Consider the following 21,061-nt stretch of genomic DNA (forward strand, 5'->3'; position numbering starts at 1 on the left):
ATGAGCACCGTTCCAAATCTGACACTCAATGACGGCACCAAGATTCCGCAGCTGGGCTTCGGTGTCTTCCAAATCAAGCCCGATGAGACCGCCTCCGCGGTGCGCACCGCCCTGGAGATCGGCTACCGCCACATCGACACCGCCGAGATGTATCAGAACGAGAAGGGCGTCGGACAGGGCGTCCGGGACTTCGGCATCGACCGCGGCGAGGTGTACATCACCAGCAAGCTCAACAACGGCTATCACAAGCCCGACGACGCGCGGCGCGCGTTCGACGGCACGATCGAGGCGCTGGGCTTCGACTACGTCGACCTGTTCCTGATCCACTGGCCGCTGCCGGGGCTTTACGACGGCGATTTCGTCTCCACCTGGAAGGTGTTGGAGGAGTTCAAGAATGACGGCCGGGCCCGCAGCATCGGCGTCTCCAACTTCCAGATCCATCATCTGGAGACCCTCGCCCGCGACACCGAGACGGTACCCGCCGTCAACCAGATCGAGGTGCATCCGTACTTCGCCAACGACGAGCTGCGCGCTTACGGCACAGACCACACCATCCTCACCGAGGCCTGGTCACCGATCGCTCAGGGCGCCGTGCTGGGCGACCCGGTGATCGGCACCATCGCCGAGCGGCTGGGCAAGAGCCCGGCTCAGGTGGTGCTGCGCTGGCATGTCGAACGCGGCGACATCGTCTTCCCGAAATCCGTTACCCCAGAACGGATCAAGGAGAACCTGGAGATCTTCGACTTCGAGCTGAGCGACGACGACATCGACGCCATCACCGCCCTCGACAAGGGTGAGGCCGGCCGCCGGGGTCCCAACCCGGACGACTTCAACTGGATCCCGGACTAAACGCTCAATCCCGGCCGGCGAACTTCGACAGGTACAGCCAGGTCGGCCGGTAGCCGAGACGCTCATACAGACGCAGGGCGTCTCGGTTACCGGACAGCGCACCGAGAATCAGATCGTCGACGCCGGCAGTACGCAGGTGCTGTTCGAGTGTCGTCAGCAGCTCGGTGCCCAAACCGGAGCCGCGAAACTCCGGGAGCACTGAGAGGGATTCGATCTCGCCGACGCGCGTGCCGATGGCCCAGGTGTCAGCCACCCAGGTGTCGTCGGTCGGTAGGACGTGCGCCAGCCCGTAACCGATCGGGCGGTCGTCGACGCCGGCGATCAACAGCAGCGTGTCCGGCTTCGCGAGCAGATCTGCATAGAGTGCGCGGCGCACCCGCCAGGATTCGTCGTCGCTGACATAGGGCCGTAATTCGGGCATCGACTCGGCGTGCCGGTGATGCACGGCAACCCACAACGGCCCGAGGATGTCGAGGTCGTCGGCACTGCCCGTCCGCACTCGCCACGGCGCACTCACGGGGTCATCATGCCCCGCGAGCGCGCCGGCTGGCTAGGCGGCTTTCGCTGCGCGCTTGACGCGTCGCTTCTGCCGAGCAGTGGCGATCGCGGTCTTGAGCCCGCGCTTGCGGCCGGTGGCCGGATCGACACCCGCATAACCCGGTTCGAGTTCGGCGAACATCCGCTCACTGCGGGTCTCGGGTGCATCGTCAGCGGTCGCGCGGAGGTACTTGTCCGGCAGCGACAGCTTGGCGATCGTGCGCCAGGTCTTGGCGTACTGCACCAGGAACGGCCCGGTTGTGTAGGGCAGGTCGTACTTGTCGCAGATCTGGCGCACCCGGACCGAAATCTCGCGATACCGGTTGCTGGGCAGGTCAGGGAACAAGTGATGCTCGATCTGGTACGACAGGTTGCCGCTCATGAAGTCCATGGCACGGCTGCCCTCGATATTGGCGCTGCCCAGCATCTGACGCAGGTACCACTGACCCTTGCTCTCACCGACCATGTCGGTCTTGGTGAATTTCTCTGCGCCATCGGGAAAGTGGCCGCAGAAGATGATCGCGTTGGCCCACACATTGCGGATCACGTTGGCCACGGCGTTCGCGGTGAGTGTCGAGCGGTAGGTCGCCTTCGGGGACAGCGACGTGATCGCCGGGTAGGCGACGTAGTCCTTGAGCAATTGCCGTCCCGCCTTGGCGCCGAACTCGCGCACCCGGATCAGGGTGGCCTTGCGGTCGTCGCGGCCCTTGGAGATCTTGCCGAGCTCCAGGTGCTGCAGGCCGACGCCCCATTCGAAGCCGATCGCCAGCAGCGTGTTGAACAGCAGGTTGCCGTACAGGTTGAACGGCTTCCACTTCGCGTCCCTGGTAACCCGGATCACGCCGTAGCCGACGTCGTCGTCCATGCCGAGGATGTTGGTGTACTTGTGGTGCATGAAGTTGTGGGTGAACCGCCAGTGCTTGGACGCCCCGCTCATGTCCCACTCCCACGACGAGGAGTGAATCTCGGGATCGTTCATCCAGTCCCACTGGCCGTGCATGACGTTGTGGCCGATCTCCATGTTCTCGATGATCTTGGCCACGCCGAGGGTGACGGTGCCCGCCCACCAGGCCGATCGTCTGGAGCTGGCAGCCAGCATCAACCGCCCGGCGACCTCGAGACCGCGTTGAGCGGCGATGGTGCGGCGGATATAGCGCGCATCCCGCGCGCCCAGGGAATCTTCGATGTCGCGGCGGATGGCGTCGAGCTCAACCGCCAAACTCTCGATGTCCGCGTCAGTCAGATGCGTAAACGCTTCTACATCGGTAATAGCCATTAGTCACGCCTCCTTTCTTGTTCCTACGCTACCGTAACCTACGTACCCGTAGGTTACTAGCCAGTAAACCTCAGACGTCGAGCACGCAGTCGCCCGACGCGGCCGAGATACAGGTCTGGATCCGGGTGCCCGGCTCGTGCTCCACACCCGTGCGCAAGTCGCGGACGTGGCCCTCCACCAGAGGGACCACACACGACTGGCAGATACCCATCCGGCAGCCGAATGGCATCCGCAATCCGGCCTGCTCGCCGGCCTCCATCAGCGATGTTGCGGCGTCGACCGACACGGACTTGCCGCTGCGCCCGAACGTCACGGTGCCGCCCTGGCCGTGCGCGGCCGCGCGGGACGCCGCGAACCGCTCCAGATGCAGACGGTCGCCGATGCCGGCGGCCTGCCACACTTTCTCGGCCTCGGTGAGCATGCCCTCCGGACCGCAGGCCCACGTCTGGCGCTCTCGCCAGTCCGGGACCACGTCATCGAGCCGGCCCAGGTCCAGCCGCCCCTCGGTGCGGGTGGCGCGGACGGTGAGCCGGTATCCGTCGTGTTCGCGAGCCAGCTGCGCGAGCTCGCCGGCGAACATCACATCGGATTCGGTTGGGGCCGAATGGATATGGACGATATGGCCCGGCCCGCCGACCTGATCGCGGCGTTCCAGTGTCCGCAGCATCGACATCACCGGGGTGATTCCGGAGCCACCGGTCAAGAACAGCACCGACGCGGGCGCCGGGTCGGGCATCACGAAATTGCCCTGCGGCGCTGCCAGTCGCACGATCGTGCCGGGAGTCACTCCGCCGACCAGGTGGGTGGACAGGAAGCCCTCCGGCATGGCCTTGACGGTGATCGTGATGGTGCGCGAGCGGCCGGCTCCGTCGGAGTGCGGGCTCGAGGTCAAGGAATACGACCGCCACCGCCAGCGGCCGTCGACCAGCAGGCCGATACCGATGTACTGGCCGGCCTGGTAATCGAAGGTGAACCCCCAGCCCGGCTTGATCACCAGGGTCGCCGAATCCTCGGTCTCCCGCCGGACCTCGACCACCCGGCCGCGCAGTTCGCGCGCCGACCACAACGGGTTGGCGAGCTTCAAATAGTCATCGGGCAGCAGCGGTGTGGTGATCCGCCCGAATAGGGCCCGCACCGCGTCGATCGCGGGATTGCGGCCCTCACCGGCCACCTTCGGTCGCACAGTGTCGACCACGTTCGCACTGATCTTGACCTGGTTCTTCGCCATCTCGCCAACTCCTACCCGCCGTTAACCTACGGTACCGTAACCTACGGTCCCGTATCCAGGCGTCAGAGCAAATCGAGCAGGAACGGCAGCTCCTGGGTCCCGTACCAGGCCAGAGGATGGTCCGCAGCGTCGCCGACGACGAATTCGGCATCCTCATCGCCCAGATCCGCGTCGTCGATCACCGCGATCGCGGCCTTCACCGCCGGCTCGGCTCCGGAATTGTCGACATAAGCGGCAACCACCTGATCCAGGTTCACTCGTCCGCTCACCCGCACCACCGCGTCGTCGAGATCGGGTCGCAGGGTCGCATCCGCATCGGCGATCAGCACCGCCCGGCGCAGCGGCAACTCGGTGTCCGCGCGTTCGGATTCGGCAGCCAGCAGCCGCAGCGACGCCAGCGCGGCTTCCCCGATCGCGACCTCGGCCAGCTCCTCGTCGTCGCCCTCGGCGTAGGACTCGCGCAACGTCGGGGTGACGGCGAACGCCGTCCCGCTCAACGGCTGCAGCGACCCGTCGGCGACCAGCTGTTGCAGCATGGCCAAAGTGGCTGGGATATAGACCCGCATCCCGGCAGATTATCTGCTGCGCCTAAGCGCCGTTCCCGAGCAGGGTGGAGACGTGATCGTCGACATAGGTCGACAGCTCCCGCGCCGGCCGCTGATAGTCGCCCATCGGCGGCCGTTTGGGCAGATCGACCTTGGGGTGCTCGACATGCTCGTAGTCGATGCTCTTCAACAGATGGGCCATCATGTTCAGGCGAGCGTGCTTCTTGTTCTCGGACTCCACCACGAACCACGGGCTGGCCGGGGTGTCGGTGCGCACCATCATCTCGTCCTTGGCGCGTGAGTAGTCTTCCCAGCGATAGATGGACTCGAGGTCCATCGGGCTGAGCTTCCAGCGCCGCAACGGATCCTTGCGACGCTTCTTGAACCGGCGGAGCTGCTCGTCGTCAGATACCGAGAACCAGTACTTGCGCAGGATGATTCCTTCGTCGATCAACATCTGCTCGAAGATCGGGCACTGCCGCAGAAACAGCTCGTGCTCCACCGGTGTGCAGAAGCCCATCACCACTTCGACACCGGCGCGGTTGTACCAGGACCGGTCGAACAACACGATCTCGCCGCGAGCCGGCAGGTGCTCGACATAGCGCTGGAAATACCACTGGCCGCGCTCACGTTCGGTCGGTGCGGGCAGCGCGGCGATGCGCGCAATTCGGGGGCTCAGGTACTCGGTGATGCGTTTGATCGTGCCGCCCTTGCCGGCCGCATCGCGGCCCTCGAACACGACGACGATCCGCGCGCCGGTGGCCTTGACCCACTCCTGCAAGGACACCAATTCGGTTTGTAGCCGAAACAATTCGGCTTCGTAGACGTCCTTGGGAATCTTGCGATTAACCTTGGCGACCGGCTCGTCACCCGTCGATTTTCCCTTGCCCATCGCCGAATCCTACGTCTGCCGCGCAGCTTCGAGCAGTTCCTCAAGAGATTCGGCCAACAGCGTCGGCAGCACGTCCACATCGCTCATGGCGTCGCGGTCGGCGTTGATGCCGAAATAGAGCATGCCGCAATAGGATGTCACGCCGATGGCCAGCACCTGGTTGTGCAGCAGCGGCGGCACCGCGTAGGTCTCGAGCAGCTTCGCCCCGGCCACGTACATCTGCGACTGCGGCCCAGGGACATTGGTGATCAACAGGTTGAACTGGCGGGCCGAGAACTGGGTGGCGACCCGGGTGCCCATGGCATGCAACGTCGGCGGCGCGAAGCCGGACAAGGTGAGGATCGTGCGGGCGTCCACCAGACTGGCTGCCGCCGAATGCGACTCGGTGGTGTGGGCGATCTGGGACAGCCGTACCACCGCGTTGCCCTCCCCCACCGGAAGGTCGACCAGGAACGGGGCGACTTCGCTGATGGCCTGGCCCGGGCTCGACGACTCCATGACCGCCTCGGGGTACACCGACGTCGGCGCCATGGCCCGCACAGTGGAGCTGGTGGTGACCGGCTCGCCGCGGGACAGCAGCCAGTTACGTAGGGCGCCGGCGATGACGGCCAGCACCACGTCGTTCACGTCGCAGTCGTAGCGCGAGCGCACCAGCCGGTAGTCCGCGAGCGAACCGGCGGCCACAGTGAACCGCCGATTGCGGGACACTTTGGTGTTCAACGGACTGCTGGGGGCGGTGCCGCGCGCCACGGTGCGCGCCACGTCGGTCAGCCGCCGCGCCAGATCGATCACCTCTCCGCTGTTGCGGGCCAGGTCGCCCACAGCGGAGGTGACCGCCTGCATCTGCATGCGCGGCCGCGCTAGCCACTCCCCGACCGCACCGAGCAACAGCTGGCCGTTGGTGGGTTCGCGCCCGGGGATCCAGATGTCCTCACCAAACGTGGGCGGCTTCTGGGTGCGGTCGGCGATGACGTGGCCGATCTCCAACGCTGTCATCCCATTGACCAGCGCCTGGTGCGATTTCGTGTAGATGGCCAGCCGGTTCTTGGACAGACCCTCGATCAGATACATCTCCCACAGCGGGCGCGACCGGTCCAGCGCGCGTGACCCCAGCCTGGCGATCAGTTCGTGCAACTGCGAGTCGCTTCCCGGCGACGGCAGCGCCGAGCGCCGGACGTGGTAGGTGATGTCGAAGTCAGGATCGTCGACCCAGACCGGACGCGCCAGCCCGAAGGAGACCTCGCGGATCTTCTGGCGGTAGCGCCGGATCTGCGGCAGCCGACGTTCGACCGTCTCGAGCAGGGTGTCGTAGCTCAACCCGGCGCGCGGCTTGCGCACGATCGCCAGCGAGCCGACGTACATCGGGGTGGCGGTGTTCTCCAGGTGATAAAACGAGGCATCCGACGCTGACAGCCGAGTCACCATCGTTGCGACATTCCCCTCATCGACATCCCCGCCCGTCCCGACACGGTAACCGCCGACCCCGGGTCAGCGCATCGCGGGTGCACACACCAACGACAGAACTGTGCCATCATGTCGCCATCGGTTCGCCCCTCTCCGGCAGCCGGTCACCCGTTGACCGATTTCGGAGAGTGCCCATGTCCTGTGTCGTTCCCGTCGTCGACTACGAACCGCCGGTGCTGCACGCCGCTCCCGAACGGGTGCACCTACCGGGCCCACGGACTCTCGGACCGTCGCCCCGCCCCGCGCCGCAGCCGACCGCGTCTGCCCCGATGCGTGCGGCCGGCGGATTCGCCGACGCCGCGTTGAGACGGGTCCTCGAGGTGATCGACCGGCGGCGTTCCCTGGCCCAGTTGCGGCCATTGCTGACCGCCGGACTGGTCGACTCGCTGCTGCCCGCGGTCGCGCGACACGAGGGCAACGGTGCCGCACGCTTGCGCCGGCTACGGGTGCAGCCGGTCGGGACCGACGGCGCGGCAGCCGAAGTGGCGGCCACCTACAGCCGGGACGGCCGCACCCACGCCATCGCCTGCCGCGTCGAACAGGTCATGACGCCCACCGGCCTGCGATGGCAGGTGGTGGCGCTGCACATCGGCTAGCCGTGGGCGGCTAACCCCGGCGCAACCTGCTGCTGCTCTTGGACTGCTTGCGCGCGGCCTCGCGTCGCTCCTTGCGGGTGGTGCCCGCAGTCGCGGTCTGCTTGCCGCCGCCGTTGCGCTTGACTTCCGCGGTGCCGTCTTCAGCGGGACCGCTGTAGGTCAGCTGTCGGGAGTCCTCGTCGTCGATTCCCTTGGCGCGCAAGGCCGGTGCGGGCTCCTGCTGCTGGCCGCCCAGATCCGCCAGACCCTGCGGGGTGTCGACCGGCGCCACCGCCGGCGACGGAGTTGCCTCCACCTGGACGTTGAACAGGAATCCGACCGACTCCTCCTTCAGGCCGTCCAGCATGCCGACGAACATGTCGTAGCCCTCGCGCTGGTACTCGACCAGCGGATCGCGCTGCGCCATCGCCCGCAGGCCGATGCCTTCCTTGAGGTAATCCATCTCGTAGAGGTGCTCGCGCCACTTGCGGTCGATCACATTGAGCAGCACGTTGCGCTCCAGCTGGCGCATGGCACCCTCGCCGGCGAGTCCCTCGATCTCGGCTTCCCGTCGCGCGTAAGCCTTTTCGGCGTCGGCGATCAACGCGTCGAGCAGCTCTTCACGGGTCAGCTCACCGGGCTCACCGACGGCGTCGTTGTCGAGCAGGTCGTGGTGGTCGATGCCGACCGGGTAGAGCTGCTTGAGCGCGGTCCACAGCTGCTCGAGGTCCCAGTCCTCGGCGTAGCCCTCGGCGGTGGCGCCGTTGACGTAGGCGGTGATGACATCGACCAGCATGTCGTGGGCCTGCTGCTGCAGGTTCTCGCCCTCGAGGATCCGGCGGCGCTCGGCGTAGATGACCTTGCGCTGCTGGTTCATCACCTCGTCGTACTTGAGGACGTTCTTGCGGATCTCGAAGTTCTGCTGCTCGACCTGGGTCTGCGCGCTCTTGATCGCGCGGGTCACCATCTTGGCCTCGATGGGCACATCGTCGGGCAGGTTGAGTCGCGTCAACAGGCTTTCCAACGTCGCGCCGTTGAACCGCCGCATGAGCTCGTCACCCAGCGACAGATAGAAGCGGGACTCACCCGGGTCACCCTGACGACCGGAACGGCCGCGCAGCTGGTTGTCGATACGCCGCGACTCGTGGCGCTCGGTACCCAGCACGTAGAGGCCACCGACCTCGATCACGTGCTCGGCCTCTTCGGCAGCCTGCGCCTTGATCTTGGGGAGTTCCTCCTGCCAGGCGGCCTCGTACTCGTCAGGGGTCTCGACGGGATCCAGGCCACGCTCACGCAGGCGGGTGTCGACCAAGAAGTCGACGTTGCCGCCGAGCACGACGTCGGTACCGCGGCCGGCCATGTTGGTGGCCACCGTGATCGCACCGCGACGGCCGGCCTCGGCGATGATGCCGGCCTCCTGCTCGTGGAACTTGGCGTTGAGGACGTTGTGCGGAACGCGGCGCTTCTGGAACTGGCGCGACAGGTACTCCGAGCGCTCGACGCTGGTGGTGCCGATCAGGACCGGCTGGCCCTTCTCATAGCGCTCGACGACGTCATCGACGACGGCGATGTACTTGGCTTCCTCGGTCTTGTAAATCAGGTCGGTCTGGTCCTTGCGGACCATCGGCCGGTTCGTCGGGATCGGGACCACGCCGAGCTTGTAGATCTCGTGCAGCTCGGCGGCCTCGGTCTCGGCGGTGCCGGTCATACCGGCGAGCTTGTCGTAGAGCCGGAAGTAGTTCTGCAGGGTGATCGTGGCCAGCGTCTGGTTCTCGGCCTTGATCTCGACGTTTTCCTTGGCCTCGATGGCCTGGTGCATGCCCTCGTTGTAACGCCGGCCGATCAGCACGCGGCCGGTGAACTCGTCGACGATCAGGACTTCGCCGTTGCGGACGATGTATTCCTTGTCGCGCTCGAAGAGCTCCTTGGCCTTCAGGGCGTTGTTGAGGTAGCTGACCAGTGGCGAGTTGGCGGCCTCGTAGAGGTTGTCGATGCCGAGCTGATCCTCGACGAACTCGACACCCAGCTCGTGCACACCGATGGTGCGCTTCTTGATGTCGACCTCGTAGTGGGTGTCCTTCTTCATCATCGGAGCCAGGCGGGCGAACTCGCTGTACCAGTGCGAGGCGCCGTCGGCGGGACCGGAGATGATCAGCGGGGTACGGGCCTCGTCGATGAGGATGGAGTCGACCTCGTCGACGATCGCGTAGTTGTGCCCGCGTTGCACCATCTCCTCGACCGAATGCGCCATGTTGTCGCGCAGATAGTCGAAGCCGAACTCGTTGTTGGTGCCGTAGGTGATGTCGGCGGCGTAGGCCGCGCGGCGCTCATCGGGGGTCAGGCCCGACAGGATGACGCCGACCTCGAGGCCCAGGAAGCGGTGCACCCGGCCCATCCACTCGCTGTCGCGCTTGGCCAGGTAGTCGTTCACGGTGACGACGTGCACGCCATCGCCGCCCAGGGCGTTGAGGTAGGCGGGCAGCACACAGGTCAGGGTCTTGCCCTCACCGGTCTTCATCTCCGCGACGTTGCCGAAGTGCAGCGCCGCGCCGCCCATCACCTGGACGTCGAAGTGGCGCTGCTGCAGCACCCGCCAGGCCGCCTCGCGAGCGACGGCGAAAGCCTCGGGGAGCAGGTCATCGAGGCTTTCGCCGTCAGCAACGCGCTTCTTGAATTCGTCGGTCTTGGCCCGCAGCTCGCCGTCCGACAGCTTCTCTACGTCGTCGGACAAGGTGTTGACGTAGTCAGCCACCCCCTTGAGGCGCTTGACCATGCGACCTTCACCAAGGCGCAGCAACTTCGACAGCACGTTTTCCCCTGAACATATGTAGGAGGGGCCCCCTTGTGAATCGGAGGCTTAAGCGCCCCCCATCCTAGGTGACGCGCTGGTCGGACCCGGGCAGCGGCGATCAGCCCAGCCGGATCAACCCATAGTCATAGGCGTGCCGGCGATAGACAACCGATGGCCGATCGGTCTCCTTGTCCTGGAACAAGAAGAAATCGTGGCCGACAAGTTCCATCTCGTAGAGCGCGTCGTCGACCGTCATCGGCTTGGCCGGGTGCTCCTTGGTCCGCACGATGCGGCCGGGTTCGTGGTCGTCGAGCACCTGCTCCTGGGCGGTCGGCTTCTCAGGGGTGAATGCCGCGGCCGCATCGATCAGCGGGGTCGCCGCGGTGGCCTCATGCAGCGATACCGGCGTCTTGTCGCCGTAGTGAACCTTGCGGCGGTCCTTGGTGCGCCGGAGCCGGTTCTCAAGTTTGTGGACGGCGGCCTCGAAGGCGCCGTAGAAACTCTCCGCGCAGGCCTCCCCACGGACCACCGGACCGCGACCGCGCGCGGTGATCTCGACGTGCTGACAGTTCTTCCGCTGACGGCGGTTGCGTTCGTGCTCGAGCTCGACATCAAAGCGGTAGATCGAACGGTCGAACCGCTCGAGGCGAGCGAGCTTCTGCGCCACGTAGACGCGGTAGTGATCAGGGATCTCGACGTTGCGTCCGCACACCTGAACTTCGGCGTTGGCGGATTCGGCAAGGTCTTCATCGTCGGCGAGCAATTGACCGGTGTTCACGGAATCGATTGACATGCTTGACAACTCGTTTCTGTTACGGGTTGCACGCACTCTGGCGTGCCGGCCTGTCTTGGGATGCTGCGCCGACAGGATTGGCACGAAACTCACCCGCCGGCGCCAGGGGTCGAGGAACCTCACCTCCTACCGTCACTCGGCGAAGTGGCGGGCCTGTGGACTAGACCGCCCCCGTGATGTGTTCACGGTGTGTTGGCCCCGACGGTAGTCGTTGTTCACGGGGTGGTGCCACCTTTTTGGCCCACCTGTTTCGAAGTCTTTCGACCCCCGTTACACCGATCGTCACCCGCCCAGGTCAGGCGTGCGCCAGGGCGAGTACAGCCGTTACATTCACGCCGAATTCTTGGAGCGTCCGGACCGCCTCGCGGGCGGTGGCGCCGGTGGTGACGATGTCGTCGACAACCAGGACGTCACCCGTCACGGGTTTGGTCAGCTTGATCCGGCCGGCCAGGTTGCGTTCACGGTCGGCGATCGTGAGGCCGACGGAGTCGCGGACCATCGCCCGGGTCCTCAGTGCCCGGATGACGGTGATGTCGAAGTTTTCTCGGGTGGCGTGCGTGGCGATGCGAAGCACGGGATCACCGCCGCGGCGGCGAGCGGCCAAGGCGCGGGTGGGCGCCGGGACGATGGTGAACGGAGTGTCGAGGATGCCCCAGGTTGCGAGGTGATGGATGCCCAGAGCGAGGGCGCGGGCCAGTGGGGCGACGAGGTCGCGACGCCCGTGCTCTTTGAGCGCGACGATGGCCCGCCGTCGGGGGCCGGCGTAGCGGCCGAGAGCGAAGACCGGCACGCCGGGGTCGGTGCGCGGGGTGACGAGCTGCGGTTCGTCGGTGTGGACCTTGAGGGTGTTGGCGCAGGCGTCGCACCACTTGGTCGAGGGCGCGCCGCAGCCTCCGCATTCCAGCGGGAGGATGAGGTCGAGCATGGCCTGAGTGTGACGCGTCGAAGCCCAGCAGTCGGAGTACTGTCCACAGGTCATGGCCGGCGCGATGGGTTTCGCCAACGCAAATGGACTTCGGTTCGCCTATATCGAGGAGGGCTCCGGGCCCCTCGTGCTGATGCTGCACGGCTTTCCCGACACCGCACACACCTGGGACGACTTGCGTCCGCGAATCGCCGATCGCGGTTATCGGGCCGTGAGCCCGTTCATGCGCGGATATCACCCGACCGAGGTGCCGGACAGTGACCCGTCTCAAGAAACTTTGGCTCGTGATGTTCTTGCGTTGATCTCTGCTTTGGGTGCCTCCGAGGCGGTATTGATCGGGCACGACTGGGGCGCTTCGGCCGCCTACGGCGCGGCGGCGCTCGGACCGGAGCGGGTTAGCAAGCTGATCACGGTGGCGATCCCCCATCCTGCGACCCTTGTGCCGACGCCGAGGAAGCTCTGGGGCGCGCGACATTTCGCTGCGTACAAGCTGCCGGGCGCGGCGAAACGGTTCGCCCGCAATGATTTTGCGGCGTTGCCCGCGATCTATCGGCGATGGTCGCCGACGTGGAGCCCTCCCGCCTCGGAGTTCGACGCCGTGCGGGAGTGTTTCGCCAGCCCGGGCAGCCTGGACGCGGCCTTCGGCTACTACCGCAAGCTTTCACCGCTACCGTCCGCGTCTCTGAGGGCGCGCATCACGGTGCCCACCACCGTCTTCGCCGGACTCGACGATCCGGTAGCCGAATTGTCGGACTATCGTCGGGCTGCGCGGAAGTTCCTGAGCGACTATGTCATTGAGGAAGTTCCAGGTGGGCATTTCATGCACCGGGAGCATCCGGAGGTGTTCGCGGAGCGGGTCTTGGCCCACCTTTGAGCGGTCCGTTTTTGTCGGACCCTGCTGCGATGATGTTGTCATGTCCTCGACCGCCGCGCTCAGCCCGAAGGAGCGCCTCGAGGTGGTGTTCGAGGAGCTGGCGGAGCTGGCCGGTCAGCGTAATGCGATCGACGGCCGCATCGTGAAACTTGTCGCCGAACTGGATAACGACGACCTCTGCGGCATGACCGGAGCGCGCTCCGTCGCCGCCGTGGTGGCCTGGAAACTGGGCACCTCACCCTCCAACGCCAACGCCATTTCCGCTGTCGCGCACCGATTTGCCGAGTTTCCCCGATGCACCCAAGGCCTGCTGGAAGGCCGGTTGTCGCTGGATCAGGTCGGCGTCATCGCCGAACGAGCCGCCGACGGCTCCGATGAGCACTACGCACAGCTGGCCACGGCCGCGACCGTCAGCCAGCTGCGCACAGCCATCAAGCTCGAACCCCGGCCGCCCAAACCTGGCCCCCAACCCGACCCGCCACGCTCGATACGCAAGACCGTCGGCGACGAATCCACCACCTGGAAGATCACCCTTCCGCACAGCGAAGCAGCCACCGTCGACGCCGCACTGCAATCGCACCTCGATGCGCTGATCGCCGACTGGAAACGCGATCACGACGCCGACTCTGCCGACAACGCGCCCCCGCTGCCGAACACCACCGATGCGTTTATGAGCCTGGTGGAAGCCGGCTGGGACACCGACGTGGCTCGCCGGCCGCACGGGCAGCGCACCACCGTGGTGGTCCACGTCGACGTCGACAAGCGCATCGGGGAACTGCATCTGGGCCCACTACTCTCGGATGCCGATCGCCACTATCTGACCTGCGATGCCACCTGCGAAGCGTGGTTCGAACGCGACGGCCAACCCCTCGGCGCCGGCCGCACCACCCGAACCATCAATCGGCGGCTTCGCCGTGCCCTCGAACACCGCGACGCCACCTGCGCGGTGCCCGGCTGCAGCGCCACCCGTGGCCTACATGCTCACCACATTCAGCACTGGGAAGACGGCGGCCCCACCGAAATGCACAACCTCGTGTTGCTGTGCCCCTATCACCACCGAGCACACCACCACGGCGACATCACCATCTCCGGACCCGCCCACCAACTCACCGTCACCGACAGCGACGGCGAACCCCTCACATCAGCCTCACTCGCCCGACCACAGAACCACCCACCACCCGTTGTCCCACCGTGTCCCGGACCGACCGGCGAACGCGCCCAATGGAAGTGGTACCAACCCTTCGAACCGAAGGCGCCACCGGATAACTAGGTTGGCGTTTGCCAAGCGGGGTCTTTAGAACTGGCCTCTTCGATCGCAGCGAGCGTTGCCGCTGCAGCCCGGGCGACGAACTCCGATCCTCGGGCCTCGCCATGCACGCCCCACTGCCAACAGCCTACGTACGTGAGCTCATCTTGCTCATGGCCTGGAAAACCGACTTCGATGAGCTCGGTTGCCGCGAAAGGCGATGGCGGCGCGTCAAATCCACGCAACAACTCTATGACAACTTCCGGTGAGTCGCCCACATAGTTGACTGGCCTACCGAGAATTTGCACCAGGTATTCACTAGGCGGCCGATCCGGAAGGCACAGATTGGCCGAGACCCTGATGGAGCTGGCTGCCATCTGGATTATCACGCCCGTATCTGTACCGAGGACGGGTCGGCAGAGAGTGCTCAAGCCTGCACCAAGCGTCGCCACAGGGTCAGTGCGCCAGTTCCGCAACGAGAACTTCGGCGAGCAGCCGCCGTTTTCGAACTTTCGGTGGTACGGGCGCCTCATCCCCTCACCTTTGGTCAGATGACCAAGTAGCCACGCCGTGATCAAATCAGGCGTATCAAGATCGGGAGAGCGTCTCACTCAGCGAGCCACCTGTCGCATATCGGGAAAGGGTTGGAGCGCGAACGGATCTCGCGCCCGCTCAGCGGGCCGGACTTCACGCTCGAAGCTGAAGTCGGTCGAGCAATTCATTCTCGAATCCTCCCTGTCTGATAGGCCACCGGGTCATCCAGGCATATCCCCGGGCGACGTCCTCGTTCAACCTCCTGCGGCAGCGACTCAGGTCCCATGCGATTTGATCGGGAACAATGGGTGCCCCGACGGGTCCAAAAAGGCAGCTCTAAGCTCTGCAACGGAAAATTTGAGCCAGTACGACATCATTACCAACATTGTCTCGTACACCACACCGTCCCGGGCCCGGACGATTGCGTCGCCGCTAGGATCTGCCAGCAACAGCACGCCTTCAGATGGCCTTCGCAGAGAAAACCCCTCAGACAGATCCTCAGGTTCGGTTGGAAAAGCAAGAAATGACTGGCGCTGCACCGATCGAATATCCGCTCCGAAGGTTGCCCAGAAATACTTTTCGACGATGGCTAAGTCGCTCGCTGTATACAGAAACCGCTCCGGGTCCGCGCGCGAAGCCTTCGTCACGGTCACCCAGCCCGGCTCATCGACGCTTCGACGCACGTAATAGCGGTACTCGCCCCCGCCGTTTGAAAAGACAGCGGCGGAGGTCGATTCAGACTCGGAATACGACATGCCTGCTAGGCGGGCCCACGCGATAAGATCGTCTGGCATTGCCGGAATTGTCATTCAATCACCTTCTTCAGCTTTAACATTTCAACGCTAACGGGTTCACCAAATTCGTCCAGGACCACTAGCTGCATTCCGCCACCATCCCGGCCGAATGCGGGAGCGATTTCAGATATTTCGACTGACCATTTCTCCGGCAATGTGCCAGTCAAGCTGTATTGGTAGTAGGGCTTCTCGAGCGAGCTCATCGGTAGTCCCCTCGCCTCGAAGGGAGCCGGCACTCCATGCTCCATAATGCCAAGGTATTCACCGCCCGGCCATCCAACGCGATCGAGCTTTGATCCGAAGTGCTCAATCACCGCTCTAATCGAATCGAACCGCAATCGGGTGTCAGGGACAGCACCCGCATTCGGAGGATACTTGTCGTAAACCTCGCCGCTGTCTTGCACCTCGCGGTACCGCGCATCATATTCCTCTTTTGTCAGGGGATTGCCATGCGCGTCGTGACCGTAGAGCTCGTCGGGGTGCTCGAAAAGGCGCCACGTATCGCGGTTTACGTCCGTGATAGGCCCTGGCTCCGGGGAGTCTCCGGGGCGGTCAAGTGGTTCACCGTAGTGAGGGTTGTCTGGTCCGTTATCGACCGGACGCCAGTGCTCCCCCGGTTCGTGAGCGCGAATGAGGTCGCGACCCGCGGGAGAATCGCCGCCGTGAGGGGGTCCCGCCCCATGATCGTGACCATCTGGACCGTTGTGCCCATCGAGAGACCCGTGGCCGCCGTGCGTACCGTTCTCATGGCTACCGCCTCCGTGATCACCGGACCCGCCGTGAGAACCACCGCCGCCGTCGCCCGCACCCGGGTGCGGCCCATGCCCGGCGCCGTCGGCCGCGCCTTCGGCGCCGTGTGCACCAACCGAAACCGGCACTCGGTCGTCCGCAGCACCCGCCGCCGCGGGCAGCCCTTCAGGCGTGTGACTGCTGGCGCCACCCATCGAGCCCGCCGCGGGAGCACTCGCCGGAGCGGACTCCGCAGCGCCCGCAGCCCCAGCAGACGGAGCGCTCGCGGCAGCGGGTGCTGTCTCCGAAGCCACTGGCGCAGAGGGCGCTTCGGCCTTCGGCGCCGGCGCAACATCCGGGGTGTGCGTTTCGGGTGTGTGGGTCACCGGAGGAGTCACAGGGTCACCCGACGGCGGAGCGGATGTCGGCTTCCCACCTGCTGGCGCGGGCGCGGGCTCACGAGGGCCAGGCGCACCAGGCTCGGCTGGCTTCGGCAGCGGGCCAGGGCTTCCGGATGGCGGCTTGCCAGCATCGAGACCGGTCTTGTTCAGGTCGTCGAGTTTCCCGGTGACGCCCTCTATCTCACGCGAAACGCCGCGCAATCCCGTTGTCGCCGAGGCAATCCCACCGGCTTCTCCCACGGCCCGTTCGGTCGCATTGACCTCAGCACGCGCAGCCGCGCCCTCGGCGGCACGCGCACCACCGGCCGCTTTGACCCCCGCACCACCGGGTATCACCGCCGTTCCGACGTCAAAGCCCAGGGCACCTATACCGAGGAAAGGCCGATCACTGGTGAAGATCTCGTCAAAATGCGTGAGATTCTTGACCATGTCGATGGAACCCTCGGGATCCTTCGCGAAGGCCATCGGGGCAGTCGCCGGATTGAGGATCTCGGCCATCTTGCCCAAACCCTCGAGAGTCGCCAACGTTCCTTTCGGATCACCGAGCGGATCGAATGCCGTCACGAGACCGCCCACGGTGTTGATCGCGCTGAGTGAGGCACCGGTCGTTGCGTCGGTGAATGCGTCGTTGACGTTGGCCGCGATCCGGCCCGCATCCTCGCCGAGATAGTTGACCAGTTCTACGCGCATGACGATTTCCATTGCGCGCGTGTAGTTCTTGATGCTGTTGTTCAGCTGCGCGAGCAATTCCTTCCGTGCCGCGGACTGCCGTTTGTGGTTGGCGATGACGGCTTTGATGTCGTCTGCGACCTCTTGAATCTTCTCTTCGGCGTCGCCCGTGATCAGCTCGAAGACAGTGCCCATGATCCCTTGATCGATGACCGAGCCCACCACGTCCTTGAGCTTGTTCAATAGATCGCGGATCGCGTTCTGAGTCGTCTCGACATCGGTTGCGAAGCTGCTCAGTTGGTTCGACAGCTTTTGCGCCTCGCCGGCCAGCGACGACATCGCAGTGCCGACATCCCGCACCGCCGTCTTCATCGGCTCCTTGTCGGGCATCTGCTGCGCATCGATGGCGGCATACGCACCCGAGTTCGCCGCAGACACGCCGTACAGCGGTGTGGCGAACACCGCCCACGCGGCAGCGGCCGCTCTCAGCTCGGTCGGCTCACCATTCGGCCACCAGTCACCGACGAGAAACTCGACCAGGTACCACAACACCGGCGGAGTTTGGCCGGGCCCGTTGACATCTGGATCGCCGCCCGGCGCCGAGTACACCGGCGGAGCTACTGGCGCGGGCAACGGTGCAGCCCCACCGCCGATGTCCGCCGCGGCCTCCGCGCGAGAATAATTGGTCGCGGAGCCCTGAATCAGATACCCGATGTGCCGCAGGGCGTTGACGCCCTTACCGACGGCGTCGACCAACGCACTGGCGGAATCCTGATACGCGAATCCGAAAGCGGTTCCCGCGGCATCCTGACCTGTGTTCGCGTTGTACGACCCGGTCAGCGCGCCGACTGCGGCGGTGAGACCCTCGCTGAGGCCGGCCACGGCCGAGCCCGCACCCGACAGCGCCGGCGGATCCACCCGCAACGGCTCACCCATGGCGACTCACCGCGGACACCGGCTAGCCCCAGATTTTCAGGTTCGCCTCGACCGCGCCACTGTAGGAGGTGTGGGCATGGGTCCCCGCCGAGCGCAACTGCGCCAGCGCATTTCGCATCATGTCGGCCCCCTCCTTCCACTGTTTGTGGACGGCGGCATGGGATTCGCTGGCAACCCCGTCCCACTGCGCATGCAGATTGGCCACGACGGCGTCGCACTCTTCGAGCATCGAGTCGACCACCGTCTGGTAGGACGCCATGCGCTCGACGATGTCGGCCAGCCGGTCCAGATCGACCGCGAACGCGTCAGCCACGGTGAACTCCTCGCAACTGTGATGCCGACGCCTGCTCGTGGGCCTCGAATGCTTGGCCCGTTTGACCCAGTCGCTCCGCGATGGCCGCCAGCGCCTGCTGCACTTTCAGCGATCCGTCGTGCCACTGCCGCCAGGCGGCGCCATACGCTCCGCCTGCGGAACCCTCCCAGGTTCCCAGTACCTGCTGGGCCTCGCTGTCCAGATCATGCAGGCCGGCCTGCAGATGCTGCGCTCCTGCGGTCAACGCCTCACAAGCAGCCCGCAGGACTGCAGGGTCCACCTTCAACACGCCGCCGTCGCCACTCACAGAGCAAACGCTACTGGCTTGACAGCGCCTCCACAATTCACCCCTGAACAGCAGCTGAAGCCCGGAAAGCAGCAGATGCCGCTACCCGAACAGGGTCCGGATCGGCTCGCTGCCGTCCCAGTCCACCGCCGCCTTTCGCACCAGTTCACCCATCCCGATCGTCGCCGGGGTGAGCTCCATCAACTCGATGATCGTCGCTGCCGTCCCGGGCGGGGGTTCGAAGTAGGCATAGCGGGCCGTGCCCGGCTCGCCACCCGACCACACCACCGGCCATCCCGCGGCCTGCCCGGCCGCGAGCGCGGCGTCGTAGTCCTCGGCCCAGTAGGCCAGTTGGTGGAATCCATCCCCACCCGCCGAGGTGAACTCCGAGTAGATCGACGGCACATCGTTGTCCTGGTGAATGACCTCGATCTGTAGGTCCCCGCTGTTGGCCAGTCCCAGTGTCAGCTTCACCGTGCACGGCTCGCCGCGATAGATCCCGGTCTGCTCGATACCTCGCAGCACATAGAACGGGCCGACACCGAGGTCCAGCCAGGTCGCGAGTGCGGCGTCGAAATCCTGCACGATGTAACCGATTTGGCGGATCACTCCGGGCAGCACGGGTCCAGGCACCAGATCTCCTCTCAGCCGGGCAGCACCGGCACCGCGCCGGGCGTCAGGAAAGGCCGTACATCCGACCAGGATTGACTGTTCTCGGCGCTGTTACCCGACAGCTGCAGCACTCCGCGACTGTCGGATACATACACCGCCGCCGGGTTGGCCGCGACCGCGGTCACCGGCATCACGATGTTGCCGCTCGGCCCGTCGGAGTTCACCCCGTCGATGTTCACGTATGACACCGGATGAGCGGCATCGGTTCGGGTGACCACGATGTCGTCACCGGTGCGCCACGACAGCGACACCACCGACGACCCCAGTCCGAAGCCGAGCCGACGCGGATAGGTCAACGCGAACTCGCCTGCCGGAGTCTGCTCCACATTGGCCAGCACCACTTGGCCGTTGACCACCATCGCGGCCCGAGTGCTGTCTCGGGAGAGCTGCAATTCGGCTATCGCACCGGGGAATTGGGACACCACGGCCGCGGAGTCCACCGGTATCCGCGCGGGCTGCCCGGACGCCTGCTCCTGGATCACCCGCACGACACTGTTACCGTCCACCACCACCCACACGGCGTCGTCCAGCGCCCAGGACGGTCGCGTCAACGACCTCGCATCGGTGGCTTTCGCCGCCACTCCACCGTTCGGGCCGATCCACACCGAGGAGGCCATGTCCGGCGCACCGGGCCGCTGCACCGTCACCGAGGCGATCGCCTGGCCGGTCCGCGACAGCGCCGCCGACACCTGATCGTTCATCTGGCCGAACGATCCGGGCAGCGGCGTGGCCCGCTGTCCGTCCAGCGACACCAGCGATCCGCGGATCAGCGCGTGCACACCGGCCGCGGCACCGTCGACCGCACCCGGATCGGTGGCCGCCACATCGGTGGTGTCCCAACCGTCGGCGAACCGGTCGTCGAGAGCCGCGCCGTCGGCGTTGATCACGTACGGGCCCTTGATGTCGGCCCGCGCCAGCGTCCAAATGATCTGGGCGGCAAGCAGTTGCCGGCTGTGCGGATCGGTGGTGGTCAGGTTCTCCAATTCGACCTTCGCGCCGCCGTAGCCGCGACCGATGCCCGTCTTGCCACCGTCGGCGCGGGTCACCGGACCCATCATCTTCACCGGCCCCAGCAGGTTGCGCACCGTGCGGGCCATCTCCGGGCGGGGCCCGGCGATCAACTTGGTGATCAGTTCGGTGGCCAGCTGGTCGGCGTCGGACACCGCCACGTAACGCGGATCGGGAACCACGGTTTTGCCGGTCGGGTCGACGAAATACAAGGTGTTGCGCTTGTAGGTGGCCTGGAATTGCTGCCAGTCCAGGAAGACGCCGTTGGGCAACTTGTTGATCCGCCACCCGTCCGGCGTCTGGACCAACTCCAGCGGACCCGGATCGGGCAATTGCCCCTCGGCTGTCTCGAAGACGCCCACGTCGGACAGCGACCCGAGCATGTCGGCCTTCATCGTCACCGCAACCCGTTCAGTGGAGCGGGTTTCGACGAACACGACATTGTCGATCAGCAGCGCACTGCCCTGGTCGTCCCAGCCGCTGGAGGCCGAAGCGGTGAGGAACTGTCGCGCCGCCAGATGCCGGTTCGCCGGGTCGGCGGTGGCCTTGAGGAACTCCCGCAGCAGCTGGTCGGGATCCATCCCGGGGGTCGGCTTGGGCAGGCTCTTGGGCTGGGGCCGTTCGACGGTCCCGATCGCTTGCGGCGCAGAGGAATTCGGCACCCCGGCACATCCGCCGCCCAACACCGCGACCAGCCCGGCGAGCACGAGGGCCAGCAGCCGGC

At 65.5% G+C, this 21,061-nt stretch carries 19 protein-coding genes; 4 read left to right on the plus strand and 15 right to left on the minus strand.

Annotated elements, in window-relative coordinates; translation table 11 throughout:
* Complete coding sequence (locus D3H54_RS21730; protein ID WP_149381067.1) at positions 1-849, plus strand: aldo/keto reductase; 849 nt, start codon at positions 1-3, stop codon at positions 847-849.
* Positions 850-853: 4 nt separating this feature from the next.
* On the opposite strand, the gene D3H54_RS21735 is transcribed toward D3H54_RS21730, so the two are convergent.
* From D3H54_RS21735 to D3H54_RS21760, 6 genes are all read right to left on the minus strand, one after another.
* Complete coding sequence (locus D3H54_RS21735; RefSeq protein WP_149381069.1) at positions 854-1,366, minus strand: GNAT family N-acetyltransferase; 513 nt, start codon at positions 1,364-1,366, stop codon at positions 854-856.
* 33 nt (positions 1,367-1,399) lie between these two features.
* Entirely contained in the window at positions 1,400-2,662 is a 1,263-nt protein-coding gene (locus tag D3H54_RS21740) for a fatty acid desaturase family protein (RefSeq protein WP_149381071.1), read from the minus strand.
* Between the two features lie 70 nt (positions 2,663-2,732).
* On the minus strand, positions 2,733-3,890 hold the full coding sequence (locus tag D3H54_RS21745) for a ferredoxin reductase (protein WP_149381073.1): 1,158 nt from the start codon (positions 3,888-3,890) through the stop codon (positions 2,733-2,735).
* A gap of 62 nt (positions 3,891-3,952) precedes the next feature.
* Positions 3,953-4,456 carry a DUF6912 family protein gene (locus tag D3H54_RS21750; RefSeq protein WP_149381075.1) on the minus strand — a complete coding sequence of 168 codons (504 nt, stop codon included), beginning with the start codon at positions 4,454-4,456 and terminating at the stop codon, positions 3,953-3,955.
* A 22-nt stretch (positions 4,457-4,478) separates the two neighbouring features.
* Complete coding sequence (ppk2, locus tag D3H54_RS21755) at positions 4,479-5,327, minus strand: polyphosphate kinase 2 (protein WP_149381077.1); 849 nt, start codon at positions 5,325-5,327, stop codon at positions 4,479-4,481.
* A gap of 9 nt (positions 5,328-5,336) precedes the next feature.
* Positions 5,337-6,752 carry a WS/DGAT/MGAT family O-acyltransferase gene (locus tag D3H54_RS21760; RefSeq protein WP_149381079.1) on the minus strand — a complete coding sequence of 472 codons (1,416 nt, stop codon included), beginning with the start codon at positions 6,750-6,752 and terminating at the stop codon, positions 5,337-5,339.
* A gap of 173 nt (positions 6,753-6,925) precedes the next feature.
* Here D3H54_RS21760 and D3H54_RS21765 point away from each other — a divergent pair, with 173 nt between their 5' ends.
* Positions 6,926-7,387, plus strand: a complete 462-nt coding sequence (locus D3H54_RS21765; RefSeq protein WP_149381081.1) for an Rv3235 family protein — start codon at positions 6,926-6,928, stop codon at positions 7,385-7,387.
* A 10-nt stretch (positions 7,388-7,397) separates the two neighbouring features.
* On the opposite strand, the gene secA is transcribed toward D3H54_RS21765, so the two are convergent.
* The 3 genes from secA to D3H54_RS21780 form a co-directional block, all read right to left on the minus strand.
* The gene (gene secA, locus D3H54_RS21770) at positions 7,398-10,175 is read right to left on the minus strand and encodes a preprotein translocase subunit SecA (protein WP_149381083.1); all 2,778 of its coding nucleotides are present in this window, start codon (positions 10,173-10,175) and stop codon (positions 7,398-7,400) included.
* A gap of 100 nt (positions 10,176-10,275) precedes the next feature.
* Entirely contained in the window at positions 10,276-10,935 is a 660-nt protein-coding gene (gene hpf, locus D3H54_RS21775) for a ribosome hibernation-promoting factor, HPF/YfiA family (protein ID WP_502707767.1), read from the minus strand.
* 310 nt (positions 10,936-11,245) lie between these two features.
* Positions 11,246-11,875 carry a ComF family protein gene (locus D3H54_RS21780; protein ID WP_149381088.1) on the minus strand — a complete coding sequence of 210 codons (630 nt, stop codon included), beginning with the start codon at positions 11,873-11,875 and terminating at the stop codon, positions 11,246-11,248.
* Positions 11,876-11,927: 52 nt separating this feature from the next.
* Here D3H54_RS21780 and D3H54_RS21785 point away from each other — a divergent pair, with 52 nt between their 5' ends.
* Together D3H54_RS21785 and D3H54_RS21790 are read left to right on the plus strand one after the other, a co-directional pair.
* The gene (locus D3H54_RS21785; RefSeq protein WP_149381090.1) at positions 11,928-12,749 is read left to right on the plus strand and encodes an alpha/beta fold hydrolase; all 822 of its coding nucleotides are present in this window, start codon (positions 11,928-11,930) and stop codon (positions 12,747-12,749) included.
* Between the two features lie 40 nt (positions 12,750-12,789).
* On the plus strand, positions 12,790-14,019 hold the full coding sequence (locus D3H54_RS21790) for an HNH endonuclease signature motif containing protein (RefSeq protein ID WP_149381092.1): 1,230 nt from the start codon (positions 12,790-12,792) through the stop codon (positions 14,017-14,019).
* A gap of 785 nt (positions 14,020-14,804) precedes the next feature.
* On the opposite strand, the gene D3H54_RS21795 is transcribed toward D3H54_RS21790, so the two are convergent.
* The 6 genes from D3H54_RS21795 to lpqB all read right to left on the minus strand — a co-directional run bounded on the left by D3H54_RS21795 (position 14,805) and on the right by lpqB (position 21,056).
* Positions 14,805-15,338 (minus strand): Imm61 family immunity protein, encoded by a 534-nt coding sequence (locus tag D3H54_RS21795; RefSeq protein WP_149381095.1) that lies wholly within the window; start codon positions 15,336-15,338, stop codon positions 14,805-14,807.
* Positions 15,335-18,058 (minus strand): glycohydrolase toxin TNT-related protein, encoded by a 2,724-nt coding sequence (locus D3H54_RS21800; protein ID WP_149381097.1) that lies wholly within the window; start codon positions 18,056-18,058, stop codon positions 15,335-15,337. Before D3H54_RS21800 ends, D3H54_RS21795 begins: the two co-directional genes overlap by 4 nt.
* A 22-nt stretch (positions 18,059-18,080) precedes the next feature.
* Entirely contained in the window at positions 18,081-18,371 is a 291-nt protein-coding gene (locus D3H54_RS21805; RefSeq protein WP_149381099.1) for a WXG100 family type VII secretion target, read from the minus strand.
* Positions 18,364-18,678 (minus strand): WXG100 family type VII secretion target, encoded by a 315-nt coding sequence (locus D3H54_RS21810; protein WP_168214938.1) that lies wholly within the window; start codon positions 18,676-18,678, stop codon positions 18,364-18,366. Before D3H54_RS21810 ends, D3H54_RS21805 begins: the two co-directional genes overlap by 8 nt.
* 81 nt (positions 18,679-18,759) lie before the next feature.
* A complete protein-coding gene (locus D3H54_RS21815; RefSeq protein WP_149381103.1) occupies positions 18,760-19,290 on the minus strand; it encodes a VOC family protein in 531 nt (176 codons plus the stop codon).
* Positions 19,291-19,301: 11 nt separating this feature from the next.
* Positions 19,302-21,056: an MtrAB system accessory lipoprotein LpqB gene (gene lpqB, locus D3H54_RS21820; protein ID WP_210419758.1), complete on the minus strand. Its 1,755-nt coding sequence runs from the start codon at positions 21,054-21,056 to the stop codon at positions 19,302-19,304.
* Between the last annotated feature and the right edge of the window lie 5 nt (positions 21,057-21,061).

This window comes from Mycobacterium sp. ELW1 (assembly GCF_008329905.1).
Taxonomy (GTDB): domain Bacteria; phylum Actinomycetota; class Actinomycetes; order Mycobacteriales; family Mycobacteriaceae; genus Mycobacterium.

Excerpts from the sequence above, each read along its gene's own strand:
- D3H54_RS21730 (WP_149381067.1), top strand. The coding sequence starts at position 1 with ATGAGCACCGTTCCAAATCTGACACTCAATGACGGCACCAAGATTCCG.
- D3H54_RS21745 (WP_149381073.1), bottom strand. The coding sequence starts at position 3,890 with ATGGCGAAGAACCAGGTCAAGATCAGTGCGAACGTGGTCGACACTGTG.
- D3H54_RS21800 (WP_149381097.1), bottom strand. The coding sequence starts at position 18,058 with ATGGGTGAGCCGTTGCGGGTGGATCCGCCGGCGCTGTCGGGTGCGGGC.
- D3H54_RS21790 (WP_149381092.1), top strand. The coding sequence starts at position 12,790 with ATGTCCTCGACCGCCGCGCTCAGCCCGAAGGAGCGCCTCGAGGTGGTG.
- D3H54_RS21795 (WP_149381095.1), bottom strand. The coding sequence starts at position 15,338 with ATGACAATTCCGGCAATGCCAGACGATCTTATCGCGTGGGCCCGCCTA.
- D3H54_RS21760 (WP_149381079.1), bottom strand. The coding sequence starts at position 6,752 with ATGGTGACTCGGCTGTCAGCGTCGGATGCCTCGTTTTATCACCTGGAG.
- D3H54_RS21750 (WP_149381075.1), bottom strand. The coding sequence starts at position 4,456 with ATGCGGGTCTATATCCCAGCCACTTTGGCCATGCTGCAACAGCTGGTC.
- D3H54_RS21765 (WP_149381081.1), top strand. The coding sequence starts at position 6,926 with ATGTCCTGTGTCGTTCCCGTCGTCGACTACGAACCGCCGGTGCTGCAC.
- D3H54_RS21780 (WP_149381088.1), bottom strand. The coding sequence starts at position 11,875 with ATGCTCGACCTCATCCTCCCGCTGGAATGCGGAGGCTGCGGCGCGCCC.
- D3H54_RS21740 (WP_149381071.1), bottom strand. The coding sequence starts at position 2,662 with ATGGCTATTACCGATGTAGAAGCGTTTACGCATCTGACTGACGCGGAC.
- D3H54_RS21785 (WP_149381090.1), top strand. The coding sequence starts at position 11,928 with ATGGCCGGCGCGATGGGTTTCGCCAACGCAAATGGACTTCGGTTCGCC.
- ppk2 (WP_149381077.1), bottom strand. The coding sequence starts at position 5,327 with ATGGGCAAGGGAAAATCGACGGGTGACGAGCCGGTCGCCAAGGTTAAT.